The sequence below is a fragment of the Kribbella antibiotica genome (assembly GCF_004349055.1).
GTDB classification, from domain to species: Bacteria; Actinomycetota; Actinomycetes; order Propionibacteriales; family Kribbellaceae; genus Kribbella; species Kribbella antibiotica.
The window spans coordinates 34804-55230 of sequence record NZ_SMKX01000016.1 but is presented as its reverse complement, the minus strand read 5'-3'; the positions used below and the strand labels follow the sequence as shown (position 1 = coordinate 55230).

Genomic DNA, 20427 nt, shown 5'->3' with positions numbered 1-20427 from the left:
GGTAGCGGGCGGATCAGGCGTGTCGGCGAGTGTTCGAGGGGGATCAAGACCGGATGGTTCAGCCCGCCCAAGGCCAGTTGCCGCTGTCGGCACCCCAACGGGGAATTTGGTTCGCCCAGCAGCTGGCTGCCCGATCCGAAGCCTTCACGATCGGCTCGTACGTCGACGTCCGAGGTCCGGTCGATGCAGGCGTTCTGGCTGCCGCGGTCCGGCAGGGAATGCTTGAGGCGGAGACCCTGCACCGGCGATTCGGTGCGCACGACGGGGAGCCGTATCAGGTCTTCACCGGCGCCGAGGATGTCGCCGTACCGGTGGTTGATGTAAGCGCTGCGGACGATCCGGAGGCGTCAGCGCAGGAGCTGATGCGGGTTGATTTCGCCGAGCCTGCGGATCTGGCCGCCGGGCTGCTGTTCGCGACCCGCATCTACCGCCTGTCCGACACTCGGGTGTTCTGGTACTACCGGAGTCACCACATCGGCGCCGACGGATTCAGCGGGCTGCTGATGGTGCGGCGGGTCGCGAGCATCTACACCGAGTTGACCGGCGCCGGTCCGGCCGAGGTCGGTCCGTTCCCGCCGTTCGCGCTGCTGCTGGAGGAGGACCGCCGGTACCGCGAGTCCGACCGACTCGACGTCGACCGGCAGTACTGGATCGACCGGCTGAGCGACCGGGCCGAGACCGCGCGGCTGACCCGCCGCCGACCTACGCGTGAGCGGCGCCCGGTGTGGCATGCGGCCGACCTCAGCGGCGAGACCGCCTCGCGACTGCTGGAGGTGAGCCGCGAGATCGGCACCAGCTGGCCGACCGTGCTGTCGACGGCGGTCGCCGTCTATGTCGCGCGGATGGCGGGCTCGGCCGAAGCGGTCGTCGAGCTTCCGGTCCCGGCTCGCGTGGGCCGGCAGGCCAGGTCGGTCCCCGGGATGATGTCGAACATCGTGCCGATCCGCACCGAGCTGCGGCCCGGCGACACCTTGGCCGAGGCGGTACGGCGAACGTCGGCCGAGATGCGCGGTGCGTTCCGCCACCAGCGGTACCGGTACGAGGACATCCGGCGTGATCTCGGGATCTCGAGCAACGACGGGATGCCGTTCGGTCCGTCGGTGAACGTGATGCCGTTCGGCCAGAGCGTCGGCTTCGGCAACTGCGAAGGCACCCTGCACGGGCTCTCGACCGGCCCGGTCGACGACCTCGCCGTCGTCGCGTACGGCGAGCCGACCGCCACCGGTTTGCGCCTGGAGCTCGGCTGGAACGCGGCCCTGTACGACGAGGCCGAGATCGCGGCGCATGAGCAGCGGTTCGGCGCGTTCCTGGAAGCGTTCGTCCGGCTGGATGCCGACACCCCGATCGGCCGGGTCGACCTGCTGACCGCCGCGGAGCGCGCCCGCCTGCTGGTCGAGTGGAACGACACCGCCCGGCCGCTCGCCGACCACACCCTGCCAGACATGTTCGAGGCGCAGGTCGCCCGAACGCCCGGCCGGCAGGCGGTGATCTTCGAGGACCAGACTCTCACGTACGCCGAGCTGGACGCCCGCGTGAACCAGCTCGCCCGGCGCCTGATCGGGTGCGGTGTCGGCCCCGAACAACTCGCAGCCCTGGTGCTACCCCGCTCTCTCGACCTGGTCGTAGCAACCCTCGCAGTCCTCAAAGCGGGCGGGGCCTACCTCCCCATCGACCCGGCCTACCCCGCCGACCGCATCGCCTTCATGCTTACCGACGCCCGCCCGGTGGTCATCCTCGCAGCGGCCGAAACCGTCGCGCTGATCCCGGCCGGCCACCAGCTGAGTGCAGCCGTGGTGCTGGATGACGACGCGACGGTCGCACTCCATGCGTCGTACGACGCCAGTTCGATCACGGATGCCGATCGTCGCGGCGAGCTGGTCGCGGCGCATCCGGCGTACGTGATCTACACGTCGGGCTCGACCGGGCGGCCGAAGGGGGTCAGCCTGCCGGCTGTTGCCTTGGTCAACTTGATGACCTGGAATGCCCGCAATCTGCCGGTCGACCGACCCGGTCTGCGGACCGCGCAGTTCGCTGCGCTCAGCTTCGATGCTGCCGCGCAGGAGATCCTTTCCGCATTGCTGTTCGGCAAGACGCTGGTGGTGACCTCGAGTGAGACCCGGCTCGACCATGACCAACTGGCTGACTGGTTCGAGACTCAGCACGCCGCCGAACTCTTCGCCCCGAACCCAGTGCTGGAAGGTCTGGCTGAGGCAGCCCTGGCTCGTGGTCGCAAGCTCCCGGAGCTGACCGACGTGATGCAGGCCGGTGAAGCTCTCGGCCTGAGCCAGGTGGTCCGCGACTTCTACGAGCGGGTCCCCGGCCGACGGCTGCACAACTACTACGGACCGACCGAGACGCACGTGGTCACAGCGGCCGTCATGCCCTTGAAGGTGGCGGACTGGCCGGAGGTCGCGTCGATCGGCAAGCCCATCGACAACACCCAGGTCTACGTTCTGGATACCAGCCTGGCGCTCGTCCCGCCCGGCGTGGTCGGCGAGCTGTACGTCGCCGGAATCCAGGTGGCCCGCGGATACCTGGACCGCCCGGAGCTCACCGCGTCCCGCTTCGTCGCGGACCCCTTCGGACCCGCCGGCACCCGGATGTACCGCACCGGTGACCTGGTCCGCTGGAACGCCCAAGGCGAGCTGGACTTCCTCGGCCGCTCCGACGACCAGGTGAAGATTCGCGGCTTCCGGATCGAGCTGGGCGAGATCGAGAGCGTGCTCGCCCGGCACCCCGCCGTCGCCCAGGTCGCGGTCCTCGCCCGCGACGTTGCCATCGGCAAGCAACTGGCCGCGTACGTCGTCCCCGCAGCAGGCAGTCTCGTCGACGTGCTGGCCTTGCGCGACCACGTGGCCGCGCTGGTTCCCGACTACATGGTCCCGGCCGGTTTCGTCGTACTGGCCGAACTGCCGTTGACCGCGAACGGCAAGCTCGACCGCCGTGCACTACCGGCCCCCGAGTTCGCCGTCGAAACGTCCGGGCGGGAGCCGCGAACACCGCGCGAGGAACTGCTCTGCCACTTGTTCGCCGAGATCCTGGGCCTGGATCGGGTCGGGATCGACGACAACTTCTTCGAGCTGGGCGGGCACTCGCTGCTGGCGACCCGGCTGGTCTCGCGGGTGCGCAAAGAAGCCGGTGCCGAGCTGTCCATCTGGGACCTGTTCGACACCCCGACAGTCGTGGGAATCGCTGCCGCGCTCGACCGCAGCGTCACCGCGCGCCCGCCGCTCGTCCCGGCAGCACGACCGGACGTTGTGCCGCTGTCCTCCGCGCAGACGCGGTTGTGGTTTCTCGACCGCCTGAACCAGGTGGGCGCGGCCTACAACCTGCCCCTCGTGGTCCGGTTCTCGGGCAGGCTCGACGCCGACGCGCTGCGAGCCGGTTTGGGCGATCTACTCAACCGGCACGAGAGTCTGCGTACCGTCTTCACGGAGGTCGACGGCTCGCCGCAGCAGCGGGTCTTGACCATGGACGAGATCAGCCTCGCCATGCCCACCACAGTGCTCCCGGAAGCAGAGCTCGCCGCGGCGCTGCGATCGGTGGCGCGCGCTGCGATCGATCTGACCGAGCTTCCGGTCCGGGCGAGGCTGTTCCAGCTCGACGACAACGAGCATGTGCTGGTGTTTGTCGTGCACCACATCGTCGGCGACGGCTGGTCGCTCACTCCGCTGGTCCGGGACTTCGTCGCGGCGTACGAGGCACGGGCGGCCGGCCATCCGCCGTACTGGACTCCGCTGTCGGTGACCTACACCGACTACACCCTGTGGCAGCGCGAGCTCTTGGGCGATCCCGATGATCCGGCGAGCCTGACAGCAAACCAGTTGGACTACTGGCGACAGACCCTGCACGAGCTGCCCGAACTGTTGGAGCTGCCGGTCGATCGGCCGCGGCCCGCAATCCGCAGCTATCGCGGTGAAACCATTGCCCATGAGCTCGGCGGCCAACTCCACAAGGCGATCGGTGCGCTGGCCAAGGACGAGCAGGCGACCACCTATATGGTCATCCAGGCGGCGCTCGCGGCGTTGCTGACCAGGCTCGGGGCGGGCACGGACATCCCCATCGGTACGCCGGTAGCCGGGCGCGACGACCATGCGCTCGACGATCTGATCGGCTTCTTCGTCAACACGCTTGTCCTGCGCGCCAACACCTCCGGCGACCCGGCCTTCACCGAACTGCTGGCTCGCGTCCGTGAAACCGACCTCGCGGCGTATGCGCACCAGGACCTTCCGTTCGAGCGCCTGGTCGAGGCGCTGAACCCGGAGCGGTCGCCGGCCCATCACCCCCTGTTCCAGGTGATGCTTGCCGCAGGCAACCCGGAGCGGGTCGATGCCGAGCTGCCCGGGTTGCGGATGAGCGCGGAGACCGTCGAGCTCGGTGCCGCGAAGTTCGACCTGACGTTCTACCTGACCGAGCATGGCGACGGCAGCGGGATCGAGCTCGCGCTGGAGTACAACTCCGACATCTTCGACCCCGGTACGGCGGACCTGATCCTCGACCGGTTGATCCGGCTGCTGACTGTGGTCACCGGGGATCCGCGCACGCCGATCGGCCAGGTCCAGCTGCTCGCTCCCGACGAGCGCAATCAGCTCGTGACAGGGTGGAACGGCGCGACCTGTGAGGTCCCGGACACCACATTGCCGCAGCTGTTCGAGCTTCAGGCCCAGCAGACGCCGACGGCACCTGCCGTCAGCGGTCCCGGCGGATCTCTGACGTACGCCGAGCTGAACAGCCGAGCGAATCAGCTCGCCCGGCAGCTCGTGGCGCAGGGCGCCGGGCCGGAGCGGATGGTTGCCGTCGCCCTCGACCGATCAATGGATCTGGTCGTCGCGATCCTCGCCGTCGCCAAGTCCGGGGCAGCGGTTGTGCCCATCGATCCGGCGTACCCGGCCGAGCGAATCGCCTTCCTGCTAAGGGATTCTGGCCCTACTGTCGTGATCACCTCGGCTGCGCTCAGCGCAGGTCTGGTCGCCGCAGTGCCGGTGGTGCTGCTCGACGACTCCACTCTGACCGAGCTGCCGACGGCCGACCTCACCGACGCCGAGCGGATCACACCGCTGTACGCCGACAGCCCGGCGTACGTGATCTACACCTCCGGCTCGACCGGCACTCCCAAGGGTGTCGTCGTGCCGCAGCGCAACGTGGTGGCACTGCTGCGCGCAGGTCACGAGCTGTTCGACTTCGGCGCCGACGATGTCTGGACGCTGTTCCACTCGGCGTCCTTCGACTTCTCGGTCTGGGAGCTGTGGGCGCCGCTGCTGTCCGGCGGCCGGTTGGTGGTCGTCTCGTTCGAGGTGAGCCGATCACCCGCCGACCTGTGGGAGCTGATCGTCCGCGAAGGCGTCACGGTCCTCAACCAAACACCGTCGGCCTTCTACAACCTGACCCCGGCCCCCTCCTCGCTTCGCTACGTCGTCTTCGGCGGCGAGGCCTTGCAGTTCGACCGGGTGCAAGGGTGGAGCGATGCCGGTCCGCAGCTGATCAACATGTACGGGCTCACCGAGGCCACGGTGCACACGACGTACCGAGTGGTTGACGGCGGCGGCAGCATGATCGGGGCCGGGCTGCCGACCCTGCAGACCTACGTCCTCGACGAGTTCCTGCAACCGGTGCCGATCGGCGTCAGAGGCGAGTTGTACGTCGCCGGTGCGCAGCTGGCCCGCGGCTATCTGAACCGGCCGGGTCTGACCGCAGAGCGCTTCGTGGCCAACCCGTTCGGGCCGGGCAGGCTGTATCGCACCGGGGACCTGGTCCGCTGGCAGGCCGAGCGGGATCTCGAGTACCTGGGCCGCTCCGACGACCAGGTGAAGATCCGCGGTTTCCGGATCGAGCTCGGTGAGGTCGAGGCCGCGGTGGCCAAGCATCCGGACGTCACCCAGGTCGCTGTGATCGCCCGCGAAGGCCGCCAGCTCGTCGCTTATGTCGTCGGGCGCGCTCTTGATCCGGAGTCGCTGCGGGCGACAGTCACCGCGCTGTTGCCGGAACACATGGTGCCTGCGGCGTTTGTCGTGCTCGAATCATTGCCGTTGACAACCAATGGGAAACTCGACCAGAGCGCGCTGCCGGCGCCGGACTTCTCCCGCGTGGTCGTGGAGCGAGCTCCCCGGACCAAGGCCGAGGAGATCCTGTGCGCCTTGTTCGCGGAAGTGCTCGGCCTCGAAACCGTCGGCCCCGACGACAACTTCTTCGCCCTGGGCGGCGACAGCATCGTCTCGATCCAGCTGGTCAGTCGCGCTCGCCGCGCCGGGCTGCGCATCACGCCGCGCGCGGTCTTCGAGCAGAAAACCGTTGCGGGACTGGCGGCGGCTGCCGTACTGGACGATGGCGCGGACGAGCCTGCCGATGCCGGGGTCGGTGAGTTTCCGGCGACTCCGATCATGCGGTGGCTGGCCGAGCAGGGCGGATCGAGCGATCGTTTCAGCCAATGGATCCTGCTCGAAGTACCGGCCGAGCTGAGGCTCGCGCAGGTGACGGCCGCCGTACAGGCTGTCGTCGATCACCACGATGTACTTCGGCTGGTCGCGCAGCCGGGGCAACTGCGGGTGGCGCCGGTTGGGACCGTCGACGCTTGGGATCGGGTACGGCGAGTAGCTGGGCCTATCGCACCGCAGATCGTGCAGCAGGAACTCCATGCGGCCCAGGACCGATTGGCTCCGGCCGACGGGGTCGTGATCGAGGCGGTGTGGTTCGACGCGGGACCGGATGAGCCCGGCCGGTTACTGGTGGTCGTTCACCACCTCGCGGTCGACGGTGTCTCCTGGCGGATCCTGTTGCCGGACCTCGCGAGCGCGTGGCGGCAGATCACCGAGGACGCTGTGCCGACGCTCGCACCCGTGGGGACTTCGTTCCGGAGCTGGGCAAACCTGCTGTCGACGCACGATCGCAGCGCTGAGCTGCCGCTGTGGACCGACATCCTGCGCGACCCCAGTACACCGTTGGGCGCGCGAGCTCTCGACCCGGCGCGTGATCGAGCGGATCGGATGCGCTCCCACACGCTGGAGCTTCCGGCGGCGATGACGGCCGCGCTGCTGACCGACGTACCGGCTGCGTTCCGAGCCGGCACAGACGACGTACTGCTGAGTGGTCTCACGCTTGCGCTCGCCAGGCTCACCGGAGACAACCGGGTGCTGATCGACCTCGAGGGCCACGGCCGTGAGGACCTTGGCGGCGCCGATCTCTCCCGCACGGTCGGCTGGTTCACCACGCTGTATCCGGTCCGGCTAGCGGCCGGCGGCGTCAAGCACATCAAGGAACAGCTGCGCCAGATCCCCGATCACGGCATCGGCTTCGGTCTCAATGACCAGGCACTTTCAGGTTTGCCAAGGCCGGAGGTCGCCTTCAACTACCTCGGCCGCACCGGTTCGCTCGACGCCGACGGTTGGTCGCTCGCGTCCGAGACCGCCGACATCCAACCCGCACCGGCCGACCTGCCTGCTACCCACGCGCTGACGATCAACGCCCTCGTCCACGACGGCATTCTCACCGCCACGCTTTCCTGGCCGGAGAACTTGTTCACCGATCAGGCCATCGAAGACCTCGCCCGCGACTGGTCCGATGCGCTGACCGACTTGATCGCCTCCGCGAGCAGCGACGGCGGTCTCACCCCGTCGGATGTCCCGCTGGTGCAGCTCACCCAGCCCGAGCTCGAAGCGCTCGAAGCGGACTGGCCGGCGATCGAGGATGTCCTGCCGCTGTCGCCATTGCAGGATGGTCTGCTGTTCCACGCCCTGTACGACGAGCAAGGCCCGGACGTCTATCTCGTCCAGCTCGCCGTTGACCTCCAGGGTCCGCTCGACGCCACCGCGCTCCAGGAGGCTGCTACCGAGCTGGTACGGCGGCATGCCAGCCTGCGCGCGGGTTTCGCCGCCACGAGCTCCGGCCGGTATGTCCAGGTCATCCGTCGTGAGCTGCCGCTGGTGTGGGAGCACCACGATCTGAGCGGACTCGGCGAGACTGACCGCGCCGCGGAGCTCACCCGACTCATCGAAGCGGACCGCTCGCGGCGCTTCGCGATCGACGGTACGCCGCTGGTGCGGTTCCTGCTGGTCAGGCTGGGACCGGACGAGCACCGGTTGATGATGACCAACCATCACCTCGTTCTCGACGGCTGGTCGAGCCCGCTGATCGCGCGGGAGCTTTTCGCGCTGTATCGCGGTGCCGAGCTGCCGCGCGTTACGCCGTACCGGGACTATCTCGCCTGGGTGGCCGACCAGGATCGCGAAGCGTCGCGGGAGTGGTGGCGCGCGAACCTGGCCGGGCTCGAAGGGCCGACGCTGGTGGCGCCACCCGATCCGGCCCGCATCGCCACGACACCCGACGAGCTGATCCGGTCGCTTCCCGCCGAGCTCACGACTGCACTGACCGAGACGTCCCGCCGTACCGGGATCACTCTGAACACCTTGTTCCAAACGGTGTGGGCGGTCGTACTGGCTCGGTTGACCGGTCGCGACGATGTCGTTCTCGGTGTCACCGTGTCCGGTCGTCCGGCGGAGCTGCCAGGCGTCGAGTCGATGATCGGGTTGTTCATCAACACCGTTCCGGTCCGGGTCTCGCTCGATCCAGCCGGCACCCTCGGTGACCTGTTCGCCCGGGTGCAGGAGCAGCAGAGCGCGCTGGGGGCCCACGACTATGTCGGGCTGACCGAGCTGCTGCAGTTGGTCGACGCTGATGAGTTGTTCGACACCAGTTTCGTCTTCGAGAACTACCCGATCAGGTCAGGCGCGGACCTCGAGCTCGGCGCGGATCTGCGGGTGACTGGCATCCACGGCAAGGACGCGGCGCACTACCCGTTGAGCCTGGTCGTGCTTCCTGACGACGAACTGCGGCTGCGGCTGATCTATCGCCCGGACCTGTTCACCCGCGACGCGGCCGATCAGATCCTCGATCAGTTCGTTCGAGTCCTGGCGACGGCCCACGACGTACCGCTTGGACGCGTTGACGTTGTGTCGCCCGCCGAGCACTGGAACGCGACCGATCACGAGATCCCCGCGGTGTCGTTGCCGGAGCTCTTCGAAGCTCAGGTACGATGGACGCCGTCCGCGACCGCTGTCGTGTTCGAGGACCAACAACTGTCGTATGCCGACCTGAACGCGCGTGCCAACCAACTGGCCAGGCACCTCGTCGCTCTAGGCGCGGGACCCGACCAGGTGGTCGCTATTGCGCTGCCAAGATCGATAGCTCTGGTCGTAGCGATCCTCGCCGTCCAGAAGGCCGGTGCAGCCTACCTCCCGATCGAGCTCGATCACCCGGCCGAGCGGATCTCCTTCGTCCTCGACGAAGCCCAGCCAGTCGCTGTGCTGGTCCCGGCCGCCGAGACCTTCACGTCCCGGATTCCTCAGGTCGTCCTCGCTGCCGATCAGCTCGCGGCGCTGCCCGCGGACGATCTCGACGCCCCGGCGCCGGACCAAGCGTCGTACGTCATCTACACCTCAGGCTCCACCGGCCGGCCCAAGGGGGTAGTGGTCAGTCACCGGGCGGTTGTGAACCGGCTGCTGTGGATGCAGGACACCTATCGGTTGCAGCCGGCAGACCGGGTGCTGCAGAAGACGCCATTCGGTTTCGACGTCTCGGTCTGGGAGTTCTTCTGGCCGCTGCTTGAAGGCGCGGTGCTGGTCCTGGCGCGGCCGGACGGGCATAAAGACGCGGAGTACCTGGTCGACCTCATCCGTCGCGAACGCGTCACCGTCACCCATTTCGTTCCCTCGATGTTGCGGGCCTTCCTGCAGGAGGACGGCGCCTCGGACTGCGTCAGCCTGCGCGATGTGATCTGCAGTGGCGAGGCCTTGCCCGCAGAGCTACGCGACGAGTTCTTCCGCGTCCTCGACAGCCGGCTGCACAACCTCTACGGGCCGACTGAGGCCGCGGTCGACGTGACAGCGGCCGAATGCGCGCCGGGATCGCCGGTTGTGCCGATCGGGTCGCCGGTGTGGAACACCCGGACCTACGTTCTCGACACGGCGCTGCGACCGGTCGGCGTCGGGGTCATCGGTGAGCTGTACCTGGCCGGCATCCAGCTGGCGCGCGGTTACCTTGGTCGAACCGGTATGACCGCGGAGCGATTCGTAGCCGACCCGTTCGCGCCTGGGCGGATGTACCGGACCGGCGACCTGGTCCGGTGGACGACCGACGGCCAACTCGAGTACCTCGGCCGCTCCGACGACCAGGTGAAGGTCCGCGGGCTCCGTGTTGAGCTCGGCGAGATCGAGTCCGTCCTGGCCAGGCACCCAGGCGTCACCAGCGCCGCAGTAGCAGTCCGCGACGGCAGCCTGACCGGCTATGTCGTCGTCGACGCGCCCGGACTACACCGGTACGCCGAACTGACCGGCATCGAGCGACACAGCCTGCCGAACGGCATGCTGGTTGCCGCCCGCAACCGATCGAACATCCTCTTCCTGTACGACGAGATCTTCGCCCGCCGTGAGTATCTGCACGGCGGCGTGGTGATCGGTGACGGCGCGGTCGTCGTCGATGTCGGTGGCCACGTCGGGATGTTCGGCCTGTTCGCCGGATCGGCCGCGCGCGACGTCCAGGTCTTCGCCTTCGAACCGATCCCGGAGCTCGCCGGCTTCTATCGCCTGAACGCCGAACTGCACGGCATCAACGCCGTCGTCACCGGCTGCGGGATCGCAGCGACCGCGAGCCAGGCCGAGTTCACCTACTACCCCGAGATGTCGTTGCTGTCCGGCCGGTACGCCGACGAGCACGCTGAGCAGGAGATGCTGGCGCGGGTCGTCGGTTCGGACGACAGCGACGGCGTACTGGCCGAGGTGCTGACCGCTCGACTGGACAGCGTGCCTGTCGACGTCGAGCTGCGGACGCTGTCGCAGGTGATTCGGGAGCACGGCCTGACCGTCATCGATCTGCTCAAGATCGATGCCGAGAAGGGTGAGCTCGAGGTCCTGCGCGGGATCGAGGACCAGCACTGGCCGTTGATCGGTCAGATCGTCGCCGAGGTCCACGATCTCGACGACCGGGTCGCGGTGGTGACCGAACTGCTGGAGTCGCAGGGCTTCGCCGTGACCACCGAGATCCCAGCCGGTCTCGAAGGCACCGCGATGTACCAGGTGTCCGCGATTCACCCGTCGCGCCGACACGTCACTCAACCCGAGCCGGCGCCGTTGTCGAGGTGGCACAGCCCGGATCAGGTGACCGCGGAGCTGACGTCGTACCTGGAGGAGCGCCTGCCGGAGTACATGGTGCCGGCCTCCTGGCTGGTGCTCGACGCGCTTCCCTTGAGCAGCAACGGGAAACTCGACCGCAAGGCCCTCCCGGCACCGCAGCGACCGTTGCCGACAGCAGGGCGAGCGCCGCGGACCCGTGCCGAGGAGATCCTGGCCGGGCTGTTCGCCGAGGTGCTGGGCCTGCCGACGGTGGGGATCGACGACAGCTTCTTCACCCTCGGCGGCGACAGCATCATCTCGATCCAGCTGGTGAGTCGCGCTCGTCGGCTGGGGCTGCGGATCACGCCGCGACAGGTCTTCGAGACCAGGACCGTCGCCGAGCTGGCCAAGGTCGCGGCCGCCGATGCCGGCCTGACCGCTGCGCGGCCTTCGATCGCGTCGATCGGTGAGACACCGCTGACCCCGATCATGCGCGCACTGTTCGAGCACGGCCGGGACGTGTACGGCGTCAGCCAGTCCGTCTTCGTCTCCACACCGCGGGATCTCGCCTACGACCGACTGGTCAGCGCATTCCAGGTGCTGCTCGATCATCATGACGTCCTTCGCTCGCAGTTCGGTCCGGCCTGGCTGATCCCCGCCGCAGGCACCCGCGATGCCGCCGAGCTGGTCACCAGGATCGATGTGTCCGCACTGACTGCGGACCAACGCCAAACCCGGTACGACGAAGTGGCCGAGCTGGCCGAGAAGTCATTGGACCCGGCGGCCGGCGTGATGATGCGCGCGGACTGGTTCGATGCCGGCCCGGGGGAGCACGGCCGGCTGCTGATCGCGGTGCACCACCTTGCGGTTGACGGCGTCTCGTGGCGAATCCTGCTGGCAGACCTCGCCGAAGTTGTTGCAGGCAACGAGATTCAGCCCTCCGGTACGTCGATCCGGGCCTGGGCACACCTGATGAGCGCCGCGGAGCTGACGGATCGGACCCAGGCCTGGGTCGAGCTGATCGGTACTGACGACGAGCCGCTGACTGATCGCCCGCTGGATCACGCGATCGACGTAGTCGCGACTGCGGTGTCCCACACCTCGACGGTCTCCACCGAACAGACCGGGCTGCTGCTGACCGCCGTACCGGCTGCGGTGCATGGGGCGGTCACCGATGTGCTGCTGAGTGCGTTGGCGATCGCGGTCGGACGCGGCGTACTGGTGGATGTCGAGGGTCACGGCCGCGGTGGTCTTCGGAGTAGCGACGTTGATCTGACGCGCACAGTCGGTTGGTTCACCAGCATCCATCCGGTGCGGCTCGATGCTGCTGGCAACGATCCGGTCGGGGTGCTCAAGCAGGTCAAGGAAGTTCTGCGGTCGGTGCCTGATGACGGGCTGAGTTACGGCGTGCTTCGGTACCTCGGTGGTCAAGAAGCCTTGGCGGAGTTGCCGCAGGCGCAGATCGGCTTCAACTACCTCGGTCGGCTGCCCGCGCTCGACAGCGACCCGGGGGACTGGACCGCTGCGCCGGAGCGGGACTTCCTGACCGGTGGCACGGATCCCCGGATGCCGTTGACGCACGGCCTCGAGATCACGATGGTCACCCGCGACTACGCGGACGGGCCGCGTCTGGAGGTGACCTGGACCGCGGCCGGGCAACTCTGGGCCCCGGATGAGGTTGCGCAGCTGGCGGCGAAGTGGAACCGGGCGATCGGCGAGCTGATCGAGGCGACTCAGCGGCCGGCCGCAGGCGGGTTCACGCCGTCGGACTTCGGGCTGGCAGCAGTCACCCAGCGGGAGATCGCGACGATCGAGGCGCGGTGGCCCAGGGTGGCCGACGTGCTGCCGCTGTCGCCTCTACAGGGTGGGCTGCTGTTCCATGCGCTGTTCGATCAGCAGGGCCCCGATGTCTATCTGGTGCAGCTGTCGGTCGATCTGTCCGGTGACCTGGATGTCGCCGCGCTCCGAGCAGCCGCCGCGACTCTGCTGCGGCGGCACCCGATTCTGCGCACGGGATTCGTTTCCCAGGATCTGAGCGAGCCGGCCCAGGTGGTCCTGGACGAGGTCGAACTGCCATGGCACGAACTCGCTGTCGACGACTCTGAGCTTGAGCGGGTGACCGAGTCGGACCGAACACGACGGTTCGCCGTTGCTGAGGCGCCGCTGGTTCGGTTCACCTTGCTGCGGTTGGGGGCTGACCGGTTCCGGTTCTTGATGACTTCGCATCACCTAGTGCTCGACGGCTGGTCCGGGCCGCTGGTTGCGCGCGAGTTGTTCACGCTCTACCAGCAGGGTGGCGACGACCAGGGCTTGCCTGAAGTCACGCCGTACCGGAGTTATCTGCAGTGGGTTGCCGAGCAGGACCAGGCCGAGGCCCGTGCCTACTGGCGTGAGCTCCTGGCCGGAGTCGACGAGCCGACCCTGGTCGCAGCACCGGACCCCACCCGTACGCCGGTGATCCCGGCCGAGCAGCTTGTCTCGGTGCCGGCGGATCTGGTCGCGCGGTTGACGGTTGTGGCGCGGGAGCACCAGGTCACCCTGAACACGCTGCTCCAAGCCGGGTGGGCGGTCGTCCTCGGGCGGCTGACCGGCCGGACAGATGTGGTCTTCGGGGTCACAGTTTCGGGGCGGCCGGCCGAGCTTGCCGGGGTCGAGTCGATGGTCGGCTTGTTCATCAACACCTTGCCCGCCCGGTTGTCACTGGCCCCGGACCGGTCGGTCGCCGATCTACTCGCCGGGCTTCAGCAGCAACAGGCCGAGCTGATTGCCCACCAGCACCTCGATCTGACCACGATCCACCAGCTTGCCGGCGCCGACGAGTTGTTCGATACGGACTTCGTCTTCGAGAACTACCCGGCCGACCCAGGCTGGGAGCTCGGCCCGAACCTGCGCATCACCGGCCTGGAGGGCCGCGACGCCGCGCACTACCCGCTGACGTTGGTCGTGCTCCCGGGCGATGACCTGCAGCTGCGGCTGGCCTACCGGCGCGATCTGTTCGACGAGCAGGCCGCGGAGTCCGTACTGCATCGCATCCTGCGCGTCCTGAAGTCCTTCGCCGACGACCCCGCGGCGCAGTTGGCGCAGGTCGACGTACTCGAGGCAGTCGAGCGGTCGCGAGTTCTGGAGGACTGGCAGACCAGCATCCCGGAAGCTGCGGCGGCGACCCTGCCGGAGTTGTTCGAGGCGCAGGTACGGCGGAGTCCGTCCGCGACGGCGGTTGTGTGTGCCGGTGAGTCCTTGTCGTATGCCGAATTGAACGCGCGCGCGAACCAAGTGGCTCGATCGTTGGTGGCGCAAGGCGTCACGCCGGGATCCCTGGTCGGCCTGGTGTTGCCGCGTTCGCTGGACATGGTCGTCGCGATGCTGGCCGTGCTGAAAGCCGGTGCGGGGTATGTCCCGATTGACCCGGCCTATCCGGCGGAGCGGATCGAGTTCGTGCTGCGGGATGCCGCGCCGGCGGTCGTGCTCACGGCGATCGATGGTGACGGGTTCGTTGCCGAGAACCTGACGGTCGAGGTCGGCGACACGGCGTACGTGATCTACACGTCGGGGTCGACGGGGACGCCCAAGGGCGTCGTGGTCTCGCACGAGAACGTGGTCAGCCTCTTCCACGCGACGTCTGAGCTGTTCGACGTGGGGCCGGACGATGTCTGGACGCTGTTCCACTCGTATGCGTTCGACTTCTCGGTCTGGGAGCTGTGGGGCCCGCTGCTGTCGGGTGGTCGCGTCGTCGTGGTGCAGCGGCCCGAAGACCTTTGGGAGCTCGTCGTCGCTGAAGGTGTGACGGTGTTGAGCCAGACGCCGTCGGCCGTCTACAGCCTGACTCCGGCTCCGTCGTCACTGCGGTACGTCGTGTTCGGTGGCGAGGCATTGCAGTTCGAGCGAGTGCAGGACTGGCTCGACCTGGGTCCGCAGTTGATCAACATGTACGGCCTGACCGAGGCGACCGTCCATGTGACTCATCGTGTCGTCGACCATGGAGCCACCACGATCGGCCGCGGTCTGCCGAATCTGCGGACCTACGTTCTCGACGCGTCGCTGCTGCCGGTGCCGCCCGGCGTGACCGGTGAGCTGTACGTCGCGGGCCCGCAACTGGCGCGCGGGTATCTGAACCGGCCGAGCCTGACCGCGGACCGCTTCGTGGCCAACCCGTTCGAGCCCGGCCGGATGTACCGCACCGGCGACCTGGTGCGCTGGACCGCCGACGGCGAGCTGGAGTATCTGGGACGCTCGGATGCCCAGGTGAAACTGCGCGGTTTCCGGATCGAGCTCGGCGAGGTCGAGGCCGCGATCGCTCGCCACCCAGCCGTTGCGCAGGTGGCAGTCGTCACCCGTGAAGACGGCCCCGGCGGCCGCCAGCTGGTTGCTTATGTGGTTGCCGACGGCACAGACCCGGACACGGTGCGATCGATGGTTGCCGAGGTGCTGCCGGAGTACATGGTGCCGGGAGCCATTGTTTTCCTGGACTCGTTGCCTTTGACGACCAACGGGAAGCTCGATCGGTTGGCGTTGCCGGCGCCGGAGTTCCGCAGTAGCGGGCGGGCGGCCCGGACGCCGTTGGAAGAGATCCTGTGCGGTCTGTTCGCCGAGATCCTTGAGCTGCCGTCGGTCGCTGCCCAGGGCAACTTCTTCAGGTTGGGTGGGCATTCGCTGCTCGCGACCCGGCTGATCTCGCGGGTGCGGGCAGTCCTCGGGGTAGAGGTGTCGATCCGCGACCTGTTCGAGTCACCGACCCCCGAGATGCTGGCGGCAGCAGTCAACCGCGGCGATCAGGCGCGACCGGAACTCGTCGCCGCACCGCGTCCGGACCGCATCGCGCTGTCCTTCGGCCAATCGCGGTTGTGGACCCTCCAGCAACTCGTTGGACCGAGCGCGACCTACAACCTGCCGCTGGTACTGCGGTTGTCGGGCGCACTGGACCCGGACGCGCTCCAGGCGGCGCTGCGGGACGTGGTCGCCCGGCATGAGAGTCTGCGGACGATCGTCGCCGAGGCGGACGGCACGCCGTACCAGCGGATTCTTGAGCCTGACGAGGCGCGGCCCGAGCTTGTCCGGAGCGAAGGAACTCCGGCGGCGATTGCGCGGGAGCCGTTCGACCTGGCTGTGGATCTGCCCATCCGGGGCAACCTGCTCCAGACCGGTGCCGACGAGCACGTGCTGGTCCTTGTGCTGCATCACATCGCGGGCGACGCGTGGTCGCTGACCCCGCTGGCACGCGACCTGACCCGCGCCTACCGCGAGCGGGTCGCCGGCCGCGAGCCCGGCTGGGAGCCGCTGCGAGTCCAGTACGCCGACTTCGCGAGTTGGCAACGCGAACTGCTCGGGCGTGCGGACGACCCGAACAGCCTGTTGTCCGGCCAGTTGGAGTTCTGGCGGGAGACTTTGGCGGGCGTTCCTGAGCAGCTTGATCTGCCGGTCGATCGGCCTCGCCCGTCGTGGCCCAGCCACCGCGGCCAAACGGTGTCGAGTGTGGTCGGCGCGGACCTGCATCAGCGGCTGACCGAGCTCGCTCGCGACGGTCACGCCACGCTGTTCATGGTGCTGCAGACGGCACTCGCTGCCTTGCTGACGAGGCTGGGCGCGGGGACTGACATCCCGATCGGGAGTCCGATTGCCGGCCGGACCGATGAAGCGGTCGACGACCTGATCGGCTTCTTCGTCAACACCTTGGTACTGCGCACAGATACTTCCGGCGACCCGGAGTTCCGTGAGTTGCTGGACCGAGTTCGCGAGGCCGACCTGGCGGCGTACGCGCAGCAAGACGTGCCCTTCGAGCGCTTGGTGGAGCTGATCGCTCCGCAGCGCTCGGCAGCACATCACCCGTTGTTCCAGGTCATGCTCGCTTTCACGGCACCCGCAGACCTCGAGACCGATCTGCTGGACCTGAAGGTCAGCGCGGAAGCAGCAGAACTCGGTACGGCGAAGTTCGACCTGACCTTCTTCGTCACCGAGCGCGTGGAGGGCATCGAGCTCGCCCTGGAGTTCGACACCGACCTCTTCGACCTAGGAACGGCCGAGCTGATCCTCGACCGGTACCTGCGACTCCTCGCGGCAGTTGCGGAGGATCCAAGCGTCTCGATCGGGCGGGTCGATCTCCTCGATGCGGCGGAACGCAACCGCATCCTGCACGAGTGGAACGACACCACCCACGAGGTCCCCGTCACGACGCTTCCGGACCTGTTCGAAGCGCAGGTCCGGCGAACGCCGACTGCGCCGGCTGTTGCGGACGGCAACGAAGAACTCAGCTATGCCGAGCTGAACGACCGCACCAACCAGCTGGCCCGCTACCTCGTCAAGCAGGGAGCCGGTCCGGAACGCCGGGTGGCAGTGGCCGTCCCGCGCTCGACCGAGCTGCTGGTCGCTCTGCTCGCGGTCACCAAGACCGGTGCGGCCTACGTTCCGATCGATGCGGAGCTGCCCGCCCAGCGGATCACCTTCATGCTGACCGACTCAGCGCCCGTTGCTGTTCTGGCCACGCCAGACACGGCTTCCGCCGTCGCCAACAGTCCTGCACCTGTGCTGGTTCTCGATCGAGCGCTGGCTGCCGCGTTCCCGTCGGATGACCTGAATGAGCGTGACCTGCGGCCCGGCAACGCGGCGTACGTGATGTATACGTCGGGATCGACCGGCACGCCGAAGGGCGTCAGTATCGACCACAAGGCGCTCGGTCACTACTTGCTCTGGGCAACCGATCGTTATCCCGGCCTGGCCGGGGCCTCGCTCGTGCATTCGTCGGTGACGTTCGACCTCACGATCACCGCGCTGTTCGGCCCGTTGATCTGCGGCGGCCTGGTGCAGCTGGCCGACCTGGAGCTCACCGGCGACCCGGCTCCGGCCTGGCTGCGGCAACCGACCTTCCTGAAGGTGACGCCGGCTCACGCATCGCTGCTGACGTTGGTACCGGGTGAGTTCTCGCCCAGCAGCGACCTCGTCGTGGGTGGCGACCAGCTGCTTGGTGAATCGCTGCGCGCCTGGCGGGAACAGAACCCGAGCGCCGCGATCGTCAACGAGTACGGCCTGACCGAGACGACCGTCGGCAACACCGAGTTGCGCCTCGAGCCGATCGACGCCACACCGGACGGCAGCATCCCGATCGGACGGCCGGGCTGGAACACCAACCTGTACGTGCTGGACGACAGGCTTGCTCCGGTCCCGGTCGGCGTACCGGGTGAGCTCTACCTGGCCGGTGCCCAACTCGCTCGCGGCTACCACGGCCGCACCGCGCTGACGGCCGAGCGCTTCGTTGCGGACCCCTTCGGCGCTGCCGGAACCCGGATGTACCGGACCGGTGATCTCGTCCGCTGGAATGCGGCCGGCGAGGTCGAGTACCTGGGGCGCGCTGACGACCAGGTGAAGATTCGTGGCTTCCGGATCGAGCTGGGCGAGATCGAGACTGTGCTCGCACGCCATCCCGCCGTCGACCAGGTTGCTGTGATCGCTCGGCAGGACGGTCCTGCCGAGCGCCTGCTGACGGCTTATCTGGTCGGTCAGATCGACATCGATGCGGTCCGGTCATACCTGGCCGGGTTCGTGCCTGACTACATGGTGCCCGCGGCGTTCGTCGTACTGGACGAGTTGCCGTTGACCTCGCACGGCAAGCTCGATCGCAAAGCCCTGCCCGCACCAGAGTTCACCGGTACGACGACCGGTCGCGCACCGGGCAATTGGCAGGAACGGATCTTCGCCGAGCTCATGGCCGGCCTGCTCGGGCTCGACCACGTCGGGGTGGACGACGACTTCTTCGCCCTCGGCGGCGACAGCATCATCTCGATCCAGCTGGTGAGCCGAGCCCGCGGAGCCGGTCTGGGCATCACGCCGCGGATCGTCTTCGAGCGCAAGACCGTAGCTGGAATCGCCGCCGTGGCCGTTGACCTGAAGGACCAGCCCGAGCTGGTGCCGGACATCGGTGTCGGTGAAGTTGCGGCCCCGCCGATCATGCACTGGCTGCACGAGCAAGAGGGATCGGCAGACCTGTTCTGTCAGTCCGTCCTGCTGGAGGTACCAGCGACGCTGAATGATGACCGGCTTGCCGCGGCCGTCCAACAGCTGATCGATCACCACGACGCCCTGCGGATGATCGCGCACGCCGATCCGGACGCGGCCTGGCGTATCGCCGTGCCGCCGGTCGGCACAGTCGCCGGTCACGAGCACGTACGGCGCGTGGACGTGACCGCCGTCGAGGACCTGACCGACGTGATCGAGCAGGAGTTGCACGCCGCGCAGTACCGGCTGTCTCCCGCGAACGGCGCGATGATCGAGGTCGTCCGCTTCGACGCGGGGCCGGACCGATCGGGCCGCCTGCTGGTCGTCGTCCACCACCTTGCTGTCGATGGAGTCTCCTGGCGAATTCTGCTGCCTGACCTGGTTGCAGCGCTTGCCGGCGAGGTCGACCTGGCACCCGTCGGTACGTCGTTCCGCCGGTGGGCGGAGGTTCTGACCGAGCAGGCGCTCTCGGACCGAAGGGTGTCGGAGCTTGCGTTGTGGACGGACATTCTCAAGGAGACTGGACCGGCCTTGGGCGCGCGTCCGCTCGACCCGCAGCAGGATCGTCTCGCCACCCTCCGATCGTGGACGACCGAGGTACCGGCCGATGTAACGGCGGCGCTGCTGGGGGAGGTCCCGACAACGTTCGGCGCTGGGATCGACGACGTACTGCTGACTGCCTTGGCAGTTGCGGTGGGTGGCTGGCGGCACAGCGCCGCGACCTCCGCCGTGGTGATCGATGTCGAGAGTCATGGCCGGGCCGAGCTGGGGTCGGACGTGTCCGGCACCGTGGGCTGGTTCACCAGCCTCTACCCGGTCCGGCTGGATCCGCAGCAGGCCGGCTATGCCGCCGTACGGGCTGGTGGGCAGGCGGCCGGGGCGGCGCTGAAGCGGATCAAGGAACAGCTGCGGGCGGTGCCCGACAACGGCGTCGGGTTCGGGCTGCTGCGCTATCTCAACCCGGAGACCCGTTCGGTCCTGGCCGAGCTGGACCGGCCACAGATCCTGTTCAACTACCTCGGCCGGGCAGACGTCCTGGACATCGGCGGCTGGTCCTTGGCGGCGGAGGCCGTTGAGCCGGTCGCACCGGATCTCCCCGCGACTCACGCCTTGAGCGTCAACGCGGTCGTGCAAGGCGGCGTACTGCGAGCGCGGTGGTCCTGGCCGGCGGGCCTGTTCACCGAGCAGCGGATCCAGCAATTGGCCCAGGCATGGATCGACGCGCTGGCCGGTCTCGTCAGTCATGCCCAGGTTCCCGACGCGGGCGGTCACACGCCGTCGGACATGCCACTCGTGCGGCTCACCCAGGACGACATCGACGAATTCGAAGAAGAGGTGTAGCTCA

General features: G+C 68.0%; 1 protein-coding gene. It reads left to right on the top strand.

Features of this window, described 5'->3' with window-relative positions; translation table 11 throughout:
- The first annotated feature begins 53 nt into the window (after nucleotides 1-53).
- Nucleotides 54-20423, top strand: coding sequence for a non-ribosomal peptide synthase/polyketide synthase (locus E1263_RS07940; protein ID WP_132166531.1), 20370 nt, complete (start codon nucleotides 54-56; stop codon nucleotides 20421-20423).
- The last annotated feature ends 4 nt before the right edge of the window (nucleotides 20424-20427 follow it).

What these genes read in the sequence shown, in the direction of transcription:
- E1263_RS07940 (WP_132166531.1), top strand. Translation starts at nt 54, where the DNA reads ATGGTTCAGCCCGCCCAAGGCCAGTTGCCGCTGTCGGCACCCCAACGG.